This is a genomic window from Paenibacillus gansuensis, assembly GCF_042684925.1.
GTDB lineage: Bacteria > Bacillota > Bacilli > Paenibacillales > DY6 > Paenibacillus_N > Paenibacillus_N gansuensis.
Window position 1 is genome coordinate 770,307 of the sequence record NZ_JBHUME010000005.1, and the last position, 13,128, is coordinate 783,434.

At 44.6% G+C, this 13,128-nt stretch carries 10 protein-coding genes; all 10 read left to right on the forward strand.

The window, feature by feature from the left end; all coding sequences use genetic code 11:
• Positions 1–175: 175 nt before the first annotated feature.
• The 10 genes from ACFSUF_RS07670 to ACFSUF_RS07715 all read left to right on the forward strand — a co-directional run bounded on the left by ACFSUF_RS07670 (position 176) and on the right by ACFSUF_RS07715 (position 12,172).
• A complete protein-coding gene (locus ACFSUF_RS07670; RefSeq protein ID WP_377601696.1) occupies positions 176–1,276 on the forward strand; it encodes an ROK family protein in 1,101 nt (366 codons plus the stop codon).
• Positions 1,277–1,558: 282 nt separating this feature from the next.
• The gene (locus tag ACFSUF_RS07675; RefSeq protein ID WP_377601698.1) at positions 1,559–3,229 is read left to right on the forward strand and encodes an extracellular solute-binding protein; all 1,671 of its coding nucleotides are present in this window, start codon (positions 1,559–1,561) and stop codon (positions 3,227–3,229) included.
• 77 nt (positions 3,230–3,306) lie between these two features.
• Entirely contained in the window at positions 3,307–4,209 is a 903-nt protein-coding gene (locus tag ACFSUF_RS07680; protein ID WP_377601700.1) for an ABC transporter permease, read from the forward strand.
• A 12-nt stretch (positions 4,210–4,221) separates the two neighbouring features.
• Complete coding sequence (locus tag ACFSUF_RS07685; protein WP_377601702.1) at positions 4,222–5,112, forward strand: carbohydrate ABC transporter permease; 891 nt, start codon at positions 4,222–4,224, stop codon at positions 5,110–5,112.
• Between the two features lie 60 nt (positions 5,113–5,172).
• Positions 5,173–6,156, forward strand: coding sequence for a carbohydrate kinase family protein (locus ACFSUF_RS07690; RefSeq protein ID WP_377601704.1), 984 nt, complete (start codon positions 5,173–5,175; stop codon positions 6,154–6,156).
• Positions 6,153–7,211, forward strand: a complete 1,059-nt coding sequence (locus ACFSUF_RS07695; RefSeq protein WP_377601706.1) for an SIS domain-containing protein — start codon at positions 6,153–6,155, stop codon at positions 7,209–7,211. Before ACFSUF_RS07690 ends, ACFSUF_RS07695 begins: the two co-directional genes overlap by 4 nt.
• Before the next feature lie 18 nt (positions 7,212–7,229).
• Positions 7,230–9,650, forward strand: a complete 2,421-nt coding sequence (locus ACFSUF_RS07700; protein WP_377601707.1) for a glycoside hydrolase family 38 N-terminal domain-containing protein — start codon at positions 7,230–7,232, stop codon at positions 9,648–9,650.
• Positions 9,651–9,885: 235 nt separating this feature from the next.
• On the forward strand, positions 9,886–10,701 hold the full coding sequence (locus ACFSUF_RS07705) for a phosphotransferase family protein (protein ID WP_377601709.1): 816 nt from the start codon (positions 9,886–9,888) through the stop codon (positions 10,699–10,701).
• Positions 10,702–10,750: 49 nt separating this feature from the next.
• Positions 10,751–11,299: a GNAT family N-acetyltransferase gene (locus ACFSUF_RS07710; RefSeq protein WP_377601787.1), complete on the forward strand. Its 549-nt coding sequence runs from the start codon at positions 10,751–10,753 to the stop codon at positions 11,297–11,299.
• Positions 11,300–11,533: 234 nt separating this feature from the next.
• Positions 11,534–12,172 carry an HD domain-containing protein gene (locus ACFSUF_RS07715; protein ID WP_377601711.1) on the forward strand — a complete coding sequence of 213 codons (639 nt, stop codon included), beginning with the start codon at positions 11,534–11,536 and terminating at the stop codon, positions 12,170–12,172.
• Positions 12,173–13,128: the final 956 nt, after the last annotated feature.

The window sequence follows — 13,128 nt, forward strand, 5'->3', positions numbered from 1 at the left end:
CAGTAGCCGTTAGAGACCCTCATAGGGAAGGTATTATCACTTCCCTTTTGTGCATTCCAACCGTTCGGTTGCAATACAACGTATGTTGACATCAATAGATGTTGAAGAGTACGATTATTTAGGAAATTTTACTTGAAATAACAACATTGGAAGATTGGAAGGAGCCAGACCCTTAATGAACCAAGTGAAGAACACCAAGGATTTAAGAAGCTATAATAAGAAGCGAATTATTGATCTCCTAAGAAACCGAGAGCTTCTATCCAAGGCGGATATAGCTAAATCTCTGGATGTGAGCTTCGCCACGGCCTCCAACCTATGCAATGAATTACTGGAAGAGCGAATTTTTCTAACTGTCAAGAAGAGCTCAATTACGGGAGGACGGCCTTCCGAGCTGATATGCTTAAATCCTGCATCGCGAGTAAGCGTATGCATGGATTTTACGTACTTGAATGTGGTTCGCGTATTGCTGGTGGACTTGCACAACCGCCCTATGGGGGAAATATCCGTCCCGCTTCGTAATGACCGTTCCTTGCAGGAAACCTTAGAATTATGTATGGAAGGGTACCGTGGGTTGCTGGCGGACGCTCAGCTTGAGCATGAACAAATCCTGGGCATGACGGTAGTTATTCCAGGACTATATGACACTCAGACGGGTGGAGTGCTGAACAGCACGTTATCCTTGCTCGATCATCACAATCTTGAATCGGTTCTGCGGCAGTACATCGATACAACGATATTTATCGAAAACGATGCTAACCTCGCGGCTCTGGCCGTATCTATGCAAGGAGAGGCTCAACAAGAAGCGAATGTAATTTTTATCTATATCGGCGAGGGCTTGGGAATGGGACTCCTAACTAGTGAAGGCTCGGTATTTCGGGGGGCAAGGGGATTTGCAGGAGAAATCGCCCATATGCCGCTTGGAGATATGGAATATGAATGCTATTGCGGCAATCATGGATGCCTCGAAGGGGTGCTGTCGAACTCAGGGATTGAATGTCAGCTGCAAGGGCAAGAGAACGCTGCAATGGAGGCAGGCAACAAGCTAGGTATACTACTATCGATCTTAATTAATATGACAGATCCGGAAGCCGTGTTTATCGGTGGTGATCATGAGGGATTTATACAAGATATGTTACCCTACGCTCAGAGAGAAGCAGGGCGCAGAATCCTTCTGCAGCGCTACAGGGATATTCCGATTCGCATCACCCTGAATGTTCATGATCTTTTCTATCAAGGTGCCTCGGAGCTCTTGATTCGGCATTGGTTGATGAAATGAAAGGGAAATTTATCTAAAAAAAGTATTGAATATCAAGAAGTGATGATTTATTATATGACTTATAATAATACATATAAAAATGGTCTCTCTCAGATAGCGATTCATTGATTTCTATTTGGGAAACTTTTGTCTACCCACTTATTATAAGACTTATAATAAGTGTGATCGAAATTATTTGCGATATAACTATGTAGTCGTTATTAAGGAGGTGAGCAGCTGGCTGTCATAAGGATTATGGGGTTTAGTTTCGCGTTGGTAAATCATGATATGGGGTGACAGGAAATGAAGAAAACGGCGAATTTACTTCTTATGTTTACGATGTTAATAGTACTCATCCTCTCAGGCTGCAGTAAGGAAGATGGTTCGACAGAACAAGGAATAAACGAGAAAGATTCGACGGCAGAGACCGTTACGATGTTTCTCGCGGAATCTTGGCCATCCAGCATCGTAGACCCTTCTTGGACGGATCCTATCGCCAAGGAAATTACGAAGAGAACAGGTATTACCGTAAAAGTTACTACTCTAAAGTCTGATAACGCCGATGCAGAACTGAACATGATGATGGCTGCGGATGAATTGACGGATATTGTCGTCGCTTACGACGATCGCAAGACACGGCTCATCTCCGGCGGTTTTGTGCGCGACCTTGATGAATTAATTGAACAATATGGGCCCAATATCAAAAGAAATCTTGGTCCATTCTTTGACAACTGGAGAGAAGACGACGGAAAAATGTATGCCCTTGGGAACTGGAACTGGAATGCTCCGACGAAGTATGCCTTGAATCTTCAGATCAATACGCTTCATATGCGATACGATATCTTGAAAGAGCTGGGGTATGACAAGCTGGATCGCAATGGGGAAGGGAATTCCTTCATCACTGTCGATGAATACACTCGGTTACTCGATCAAGTGAAGAGCAGATACCCGGATCTCGAGCCTGCCCTGATTGAGGGAGAGGATGCTTATAAGACGATGATCATGAGCACGGGCATACAGAGCAGGCATAATACGGTATTCGAGAACGGCAAAGGTTACTATTTGTACAATAATCCATATACGGAGAAAGCGATTGCTTTCCTTAATAAGCTATATACCGGCGGTTATATTCCCAAGGGATTCGCCTCGTTCAAGCAAGAAGAAAATGAGTCGCTCATTTCAAATGGGAAAGTCTTCAGCACCCTAGGGAACGTTCCTGGACTGAGTAATTCGCAAGCGGCATTATCGGAATCAAACGATGAGAGAAGAATGGTTATGTTTTATTTAATCGACAACCCCAACGTAAAGTCTATCTTCGCCAACGGGTATTGGGGAATCGGAGGACCATCGATCATGGTCTCGAAAAAGTCGGAGAAAGTGGAAGCGGTGATGAAGCTATTTGATTATCTTGCTACAGAAGAAGGCAGCTTACTGCTTAATGCGGGCGTGGAGGGAGTCACCTACAACCGTGTGGACGGAAAGAACGTTCCCACTGATGAAGTAGCCAAAGGTTATGCAGCCTGGGATACGAATGTGATTAAGAAATACGGTGTCGGCGGTTGGTTTAACATCTTCCCTAGTTTGGCAGGGGTCGATAAGGAAGGGAACGCCAACGATATTAACGCACAGAAAGTATTCGAAGATGATAAATGGGTTGTTTATAACAATATGGACTGGAAGCGCTTCTCTTACACCCAGATTGTGTCGGGTGTCGGTGATTTAAAGAAGGAGAATAACCCGGAAGCGTTCGAAGCATTTGTAAGGATTAATGGCTATGCCAAGGATCGAATGGTTAAGGCTATCGTTGCGCCGGATGGGCAAACCAGTAAAAAAGAATGGGCCAAAGCGGTGCAACAGATGGAATCGGATGGTTTAGCCGAGTTAAATAAAGCCTTAGAAGAGAACTGGATAAAACTTGCTAAGGCGTTAAATAAAGACCCGGAGAAATTGAATCAAGTGGAAGCAGATAAGTAGTCTGATTTACAAGGGTTGAGAAGAACCTCCTCAGTTTAGGAGGTTCTTCCATAATAACTCTGTTAGGGGGACAGTGTATGTTATGGAAGCGATTGAAAGAGCAGAAGCAACTGCATTTCGTCATGATTCCCATGGCGATATGGGCCATTGTGATTTATTACGTACCGATGATGGGCAATATTATCGCTTTCCAAGATTACACCATCTCTAAGGGATTCCTGGACAGTCCGTGGGTTGGACTCAAGCACTTCGAAAGTTTCTTTAGTAATAATTTTACTCCTATGATCATTAGAAATACACTAGCGATGAGTATATTGGGACTTATATTCGGTACGGTAACGGCTGTAATTTTCGCGATTTTGTTGAATGAAATTTACAACAAGTACGTTAAGAATTTTATACAAACGGTCTCCTACCTTCCTTATTTTATCTCGATGGCTGTCGCTGCAACGTTATTCACACAACTATTGAGCAGAACTGGCGCGGTGAACGAAGGGCTGATCTCACTCGGAATCATTGAAGAAGGCATTCCGTTTATGGAACAAAGTAACTTGTTCTGGATCATAATTACGATACAAGGGGTTTGGAAGACCATAGGATGGAACGCTATTATCTATCTGGCGGCAATCGTGGGAATTCCACAGGAAACCTACGAGGCTTCTTATGTAGATGGTGCCGGACGCTTCAGAAGGATGTGGCACATCACCTTGCCGGCTATTTCACCTACAATCGCTATCTTGTTAATCTTGAATTCCGGGTATCTGCTTCAAGGGGGCTTCGAACAGCAGTTGTTAATGTTCAATCCGCTGGTAATGGATTACGCCGAGGTTATCAATACTTATGTTTATAAGCGAGGCCTTCACGCCGGGGAATATTCTTATGCAACAGCTGTTGGAATGTTTCAGTCCGTTGTAAGTATTGCGTTGATCATTTTTGTGAACAAAATAACGAAAAGAATAGTTGGACAAGGGCTATGGTAAGGGGGGATATGAATGAATCCGAACTTTGGCAAAGCCACAGGCTTTGAGCGGATTTTTGTAATAGGGCTATATATGTTCATGACATTATTTTGTATTAGTGTTCTTTACCCCTTTATGAATATTATGGCCTTATCTTTTAACCAGGGGGTGGATGCCCTAAAGGGGGGGATTACGATCTGGCCCCGTAAATTCACCTTGGAAAACTACCGGATTATTTTTGACGATCCCACACTTTACCATGCGATCTTTGTCTCCGTCTCAAGAACTGTGATAGGAACGCTAACAGCTCTGTTTTTTACAAGCTTGGTTGCATTCTGCCTTACGAAGGAGAGGCTGGTAGGCTACCATTTTTATTTAATTCTCTTCCTGCTTCCTATGTATATCACTGCAGGCATCATCCCTACCTACCTATTGTATAAGGGAATCGCATTGACGGATTCCTTCTGGGTGTACATTATTCCGAACCTAGTATGGGCGTATAACGTGATTATCATGAGAACCTTCTTTAAGGCTATTCCTGCCTCGCTTACAGAGGCTTCCATGATGGATGGCGCAAGCGAGTTTACCGTGTTCTTTCGTATCATTGTTCCCTTGTCTACGCCAGTAATTGCTACAATCGCACTTTATAATGCCGTATGGAATTGGAATAGTTGGTTGGATACCGTTTTATTCACTAGAAGTACGAATTTGGATACGTTAATGAGCTTATTGTCGAAGATGTTGATGGAACAACAATCGAACCAAATCGCTACGATGAAATCTGCAGATCGGGTTCAGTATCTGACGCCGCAAGTTCTGAAAGCAGCCATGACGATGGTGACAACGATCCCTATCATTTTGGTCTACCCATTCCTACAAAAATATTTCGTCAAGGGCGTCATGATCGGAGCGGTTAAGGGATAAACGGGACTGAGAGTGCAATACAGAGAAAAGTAAATATATGGAGTTTGAAGAGGAGACCTTATGTGCACAGATCTTAAACATGATGCCGTTTGTATTGTTGGGAACGCGAATATTGACATTCTGATGAAGTCCCTGGATGTAATTCCGGAATGGGGCACGGAGAAGATCGTGGATGTATATGAGGAGCGACTTGGTGGATGTGCAGCTAACTCGGCTGTGGTGCTTTCGTCCCTAGGGAGACCCACATATATCGTAGCCACCGTTGGGAACGATCGCCATGGCAAGGAACTGAGAACAACGCTTCAGGATGCAGGTATAAATATAAGTGGATTAAGGAACGGAAACCAAGGGACTGGAATGTCTTTGTCTTTGAATCGTACGGACGGCGAGAGACTTTTTGTAACGTACCCGGGAGCTATGTTCGAGACAACTTTTGATGAGGTCAGCGACTATCTTACCCGTTCTACGGAATGCAAGTATTTACTCTTAACCGGCTATTTCCTTCTCTCTCCGGATATTCACGCGCGGGGGATACTAGAGAAGGCATCCGATTTAGGGATGACGACCTTCTTCGACACCGGATGGCCGATCTACGATTGGGATCAGAAGACTAGAGACGAAATTTTAAACTTGCTTCCTTACGTCGACTATTTTCTCCCCAACGAGATGGAAGCCTGTGCAATCATGAACGAGAAGGATCCTAAGGAAGCAGCGAGGCAATTGGCCGCGATTTGTAGGAATGGCGTCGTCGTCAAAAGAGGTGGCGGAGGAAGTTACTTTCAAGATAAAACTGCATCAATCGAAATACATGGTTACGAGGTTACGGTGAAAGATACCGTTGGAGCAGGGGATTCCTTTAATGCGGGTTTTATTTATGGGGTCTCTACAGGAATGGATCTGGCGAAGTGCGTGGAGCTCGGGAATGCCGTTGCCGCAACCGTAATTTCGCACGAAAATGGTTTTCATGTCCAATGGAAAAACATAGAGAAGCTGCTAGTACAGAGCAGCACGCAGATGCAACTAAAAGGAGGAATTCAAATTTGAGACAATTCATTGACGATATGCAGGAACAGCCTAATATTCTGCAGAAGATAGCTGATTACTATGAATTCGAAGAAAGCTTGTTATTTCGTGATGCGGATCAGTGGTCCGCAGGGAAATACCAGCGCATCGTATTTGCGGGGATGGGCAGCTCTTACGCTGCTTCCAGGCTGGCTGGTAACTACTTGTGGTCTATGGGTATTCCTGCGTTCTACATGGAAGCTTCGGAGCTGCTTCACTACGGAATGCATACAATCCCGTCTGAAGCGCTGCTCGTTCTTATCTCCCAATCAGGTGAGAGTATCGAGGTAAAAGAGATATTGCGAGAGTTGCCCCCTGCGACGGATTTGATCGGGATTACGAATGATCCGGCAAGTACACTAGGAAAGAGTGCCAAATGGGTGCTGCCGCTGCTAGCCGGAGAAGAGTCGACGACGTCCAGCAAAACCTACACCGCAACACTTGCAGTAACGTTGTTGCTTTGCAATGTGATCGCGAAGAGAAGTCTGGTGCAGCCGATCCATGCAATACGGACGGCAGCCAGTGCATTCGAGTCAGTAAGCGGGCATCTAAATTCGTTGCCATGGGACGAAATCACGAATTGGCTTATAGAGGCTAACGCGATCTATTTGATCGGCAGAGGACCCGCAGTGAGTACCGCCTTTCAAGGGGCGTTAACCTTCAAAGAACTCGTTAAAGTGCCGGCTGAAAGTATGGAGGCTGCACAATTCAGGCATGGCCCGCTGGAGACAGTGAACGAGAACACGGTTGTATTTGTCTTCGCTAGTCCGGCTCCTACCCGCAAGCTCGCATTATCTTTCGTAACGGAGCTAGTCGCTTGCGGCGCCAAAGTGATCGTGATTGAACAGGGAATGGCGGTTACGGCTCACAACAAGGGAAGGTCGGAAGCTTCGGACGCAACGATAGATGAGGTAGACGAATATTTTGCTGCTTTGTTAGATATTTACCCGGTCCAACGGGCAGCGAACGATTTAGCTGAACGCCTTGGCATTAGCGGCGAATTCAAGTGGATCTCGAAGGTTACTCAGAAACAATAAGAAGGGGGGATGAATACGGTGGAGCAAAAATATTGGGTTGTCGGCAATACACATGTCGATTTAGCGTGGAAGAAGAACCGTAAGGAAATGGAGGAAGTCTTAGATACCCTTTTGGTGAAAGTACTGGATATGTTGGACTCGCACCCCGCCTTCACGTACACAATTGAACAAGCGGCACATTATCGACTCTTAAAGAAACGACGTCCGGACCTGCTCGCTAGAGTAAAGCACTACATTCACGAAGGTCGGCTGGAGATGATGGGCGGTATGGCTTCCACTTTGGAAACGAATTTTCCGAATGGAGAGAGCTTTGTACGTAATCAACTGATTGGAATGCGATGGGTGAAAGAGAATTTAGAGGTGGACGTTCAAACGGCGTGGCTTATCGATACCTTCGGAATCCATGCACAAATTCCACAAATCCTAAAGCAATTCGGCTTTACTCGATTAATGGCAAATCGCTTTGGCGGACAAGTGAATGAAGATGTATTCTATTCCAAGGGCATCGACGGTACAGAACTGTTAATCATGGGGATGGACGTGTATTCACCTTATGTAAAGCAGAGTCATTTGTATTGGGATTTTGTTCGTGATTGGTCTGAGGTTGATAAACTTTTCGTCAAGGCAGCAAATCACCGCGGGGACGGTCCAGTTCTCATAACCGGACAGACAGAGAATGAGCTGTTGCCTACGATGCGTCCCGACTACCATGTTCAGCTGGGAAATGCGGAGGGGCAGGATGGGCTCTGGAAATATTCTACATACAGTGATTTCTTCCATGCTTTAGATGCTTTCAATACCGAATGGCCAGTAATCCATGGAGATCTGAATCCAGAATTCACAGGGACGTTCTCGCAGCGTATTGCAATACGCCTCCGGAATCGCCAAGTGGAGACCAAGTTGTTGCAGGCAGAGAAATGGGCTTCCCTCGCCCAACTGAAAGATTGGCAAAGTGAGCTTGATGAAGCTTGGTGGGAATTAGCTTATATTCAATTCCATGATGTATTTACAGGCTCGCACCCGACAAAGGTATTTGTTGACCTGATCAAGAGCTTGGATGATGTGGAGCGGATTGCCGAGGGTGTTCTTCACCGCGCATTGAATATACAACGTTCCAAAACCGTGGCTATAGAGGGAAAAAGCGCTGTTCAAGTGTATAACGGCCTTCCATGGGAACGCAAGGACCTAGTCACGCTTACGCTGGATGAGCAGCTCGCTGGCATAAAGCGGATTACTAGAGGAGAGGAATCCATTCCGTTCGATATTAAGAATGGTCAGATCAGGTTTATGGCGGAAACACCATCGATGGGATCGAGCCAATTCATTTTAGATTACGGCGGAACTGAAGAAGCAGTTGGGATCATGGTATCAGAGGGTATCATTGAGAACGAGTTTATTCGATTGGAATGCGATGCAAAGCATCTCATTAGGCGGTTGATCTGGAAGCAGACCGGTGTTGCATTGATCGAAGGCGCACCGGGCCTGCTCTCCGTACAGCGCGATAAGGGGAGCTTTCAGATTGAAGACCTGGATGGGGAACAGATCTCTGCTTCGATCTGCAGCATTGAATTGATCCAGTTTCCAGCGACAGCGTTGGGACAACGGCTCGTTATCAGAGGAACGTTTCCCGAGTTAGCTGGAATCGGTGCAGAGGGTTTTCTAAAGTGGGAAGCAGAGTTTGAATTGTTACAGGGAAAACCGGCATTAGATTTGAATTTCAAAGTTAGTTGGCAAGGGGAAGGTAGTCGCCTGCGATTCAACCTGCCGACGAAGCTTTCTAATAGCGGGGCGACCTATGAGATCCCTTTTGGTACAGTACATCGCCAGCCTTACCGCGTTCGCGGCACCGCACAGGGGGAATGGCCGGCTCATCGTTATGTCCTAATAGAAGACCAAGAACATGGTATTGCACTGATCAATACCGGGGCTGCAGGGGTTGAAGTAACTGGAGGGACGTTATCCACTACCATACTGCGTGCACCCGGAACGGAATATGCAGGGATGGTAATTGATGATACTTCGTCTCAACATGGAAATCACACTTTCGCATTTGTGATTGCTCCATATACGGGTACTTGGTATGAATCAAGCGTAGTTCAACTAGCGCAGGAAACGAACGAGAAATTAACAAGCTTCCTTTATCATCATGAGTTGCCTGAGCAAGCGAGCGTTCCGTCGTGGATGACGTTGTCGCCGAGTCATGTCGTCCTCTCTGCAGTTAAGACGCCGGAAGACGGAGCGGATGAGCTGCTTATTCGGCTGTTTGAGACGGCAGGAGTCCCCGCCAATGCAACACTGTGGGTTCACGGGGCGAAGCAGGCTTTCAGATCGAATCTCAAGGAAGACTGGATTCACGAGGAAGTAAGCTGCAACGATGGGAGTATCGTGTTCAAACTTCAGCCCTTCGAGATTGTAACGGTTCGGATTAGAATGAGATAAGCGGAAAGTATCACATCAGGGGCCGCTTCCAAGCAGGTAGACTGCTCGGAAGCAGCCCCTGAAGTCGTTCGCAGCGCAATACATCGAACATTTGACTAGTAAGTGAGAGATTCAACATAGAGGATTTGTACGATACGGTATGGAAGAACTTACGAATACTGTCCTATAGAAAGGAAGATCGATCCTCGTGACTTTCTCATTAATAAGTATTGAATGGCAAGAAAGAAAACAATTCTTGAATAACCTGCTTGCTTCAGAGGCTGAACTGACGCTTAGCCCGCTTACACCTTGGCTTGAGGCGGAAGTGGTTAAGATCACGCAGGGGGATAAGCATTTTGTGCTAAAGGTGTGGAACAAAAGCTCCAAACCCGACATGCTGCGGCAATACCGGCTATTGGAAGCCCTTCATCTTCAAGGAGTCCCCGTATCCGAGCCGATCGCTTATGGGCGAACTGAAGCTGGGGATGGTGTACTGCTGACCCGCTACCACGGCACTGCAGTAACGAAGGTGAGTCCTAGCATTTTTAAGAAAATTACTGCTGTTCTAGCCGACATTCATCGGTTGCCTCCGGAAGGTTTGGAGGGTATTGAGCTTTTTAAGTATGATTTTATTGGGTATTTCTTCCCGGGTATTGATGCATTTCCAACGATGAAAGAGGAACTGAACCGTCTCGTCGCTTCCGCGGATATGAAAATGGACCGGATTATTCATGGCGATTTCAATTTAGGCAATATTCTGGAGGAAAACGGCCAATACACGGTCATCGACTGGACGAACGGGCAACTGGGGGATCCTAGGTATGATCTGGCATGGGCTTGTCTGCTTCTACGCATCTACCTGAGTGAGAGCAAAAGCCTTACGTTTTTGTACAAATACCAGGATGAAATACCCGTAGCGACGGAGGAGTTGGAAATCTTTGAAGCGCTTGCCTGCCTGAGGTGGCTGCTGCTCGACCGAATTGCCGGAGTGCCCAAACATGCGGATACGATGAAAATGGTAAGAAAAATCGTCAGAGACAATAAATTTCTATATGAGAGTGTCCTGCTGTAAGGTTTAACTAAACACATATGGGGGAGATTTAGGAGAAAGCGTTCTCATTATTGACTGTAAAGACGTTTATTTAAGAGAATTCGTTGCTGCTGATTTGGATCAGTTTCATTCTCTAACGTGGCAACCTGAAATTCATGAACACTTGCCAGGTTGGAACGTATCCAAAGAACAACGCGAAGAATGGTTTTTCAATTATGAGCTTCCAGAAAATGAAATGTTCCTAAATGCAGTAGCGAAAGATGGGGACATTGGTGAACTCCGTCTTCGTTTGGGGATTATTTTGAAAGGAAAGGAAGAATTTATCGGTTGGTGCTGTACTGGGATAAAAGACGAATTGCCGGCTCCGAACCGAGAGATCATGTTTGCATTATCAAAGGAACATAGAGGCAAGGGGTATACCACGCAAGCTGCTAATGGAATAATCAATTATTTATTTGAGAATACGAACGTCGAGGCGCTGATTGCTATTGCTCTTTTAGAAAACTTACCGTCAAATAGAGTATTACAAAAATGCGGTTTTGATTTTCAGAGTATGATTGAGTTAGAGAACGAGAGGTATCGTTATTTTAAACTTAATAAAAAGCGAATCCTCAATTAGCTTGGTGTCTCGGACCGTATACAAGCTGGACTTCTTTTTTGTTGACCAAAACAGGATAGTTGATTTGATAGAGGTTAATGATTCCTTTAAAATGGGAATACTGTCAGTGAGAATAAAGGATTAGACCTAGAATTAAAAATAGACTCAAGTGCTGACGCCAAGCTTTCCAATCCACCGCTGTTGAATTATTGAGTGATGTACAATCGAAAACCAAAGTTCATGGGGGGAGAATCGATGACGAATTTTATCGCTGATATAAAGATCCCAGATAGTAAACTAGCCGTTGAAGCTGCTGAATTATTGCGTGAGCATAGCGACGACCTTCTGTGGAACCACTCGAATCGGGTATTTTTGTTTGCGGCTATGAAAGGTAACCTGAATCAAATGAAATACGATTCTGAATTGCTTTATATCAGTTCGCTCTTCCACGATATCGGCCTTACTCCCGCATTCCGAAGCACGGACAAACGCTTTGAGGTCGATGGGGCTAATGCTGCCCGCGATTTTCTTAAAAGCCGCGGCGTCCCGGAAGATTCCATTCGGCTTGTATGGGATGCTGTTGCCCTGCATACCACCATCGGAATCGTCGAATATAAGGAAACCGAAGTGGCGCTTATGAATTTTGGCGTTGGTTATGATGTGGTCGGGAAGAACTTCGATCTCATCTCAGCTGAAAAGCGGCAGAAAGTTGTCGAGGCTTTTCCGCGCAACCGGTTCAAACACAACATCTTACATGCATTCTTGGAAGGCTTCAAACACAAACCGGAAACAACATACGGAACGATTAACGCCGACGTTTGTGAACTGCTTCTTCCGGGATATAAGAGGCCCAACTTTTGCCATCATGTCCTTAATTCCAAATGGGATGAATAGTAATTGAATTGAATGAACGTGGGAGACGATAGTAGGGGGTTGCTTCGCGGCAGCTCCTTTTTAGTTTGTAAAGTAACGGGCAGGGGGTGAAACCAATTTGTGGAAATTAAAATTAAGATGAGGGGCGGTGTCGCATTTTATTTTTTCGGTGCACTGCATTAAATATGAGATGCCACAAGGGCAAGGTCGATTCTTGTTATATTAATGTATGCGGACATATATAGAAGGAAAGGAAAACTCACATTTTCTAGACATATACACAAAAACTGTATTTTGTACATATGTCCTTGCGAGATGAGAATGGAACGCGATAAGACTTCTGGCATCACAATTCGTTCGTATTGTTCTGAATGGCCTTAATAATGAAGGATTACCATAAAATTTTGAATATTTATTAACGCCAGTCGTTGACCGATCCTGATCATTTATTGAATACATACTTTATTTGGCCTACAAAAATCTGATCAATTTTATAAACACAACATTTGATTTGAATCCGATTCAGTCTAGTAACGCCGGTTTCAGATAAATGTTTCTGGCATAATAATTAGCGACTGGCATCACAATTCGCAATGTTTATTAATTAAATTAATTAAAAGTCTACATAGTAAAACTTGTGATTTAGTGTAAGAGTGCGAGTGTATTAATATTTCCGAATGAGGAATGATTTCAATAACAACTTAATGTTTAGAAATATATTTTTAAACTTCAGAAATCTTGTATCTTGAAAATAAGTGAAAATCTATTTTTTGATTTTAGTTTACATAATATATATTATCGGACGTAATAATAAACTTCATCACAAAATAAGAAATAATGTTTGTACCTGTTGTCGGATGACAAGAACATGTATCCCGGTAAGCTTTAAGGTTCCAATTTCATCGACAATCTTAGCTGGTATCCCAATCAATGAGCGCGATGTTGCCATCAGCATAGATAAGGTTGGTTACCCAGAA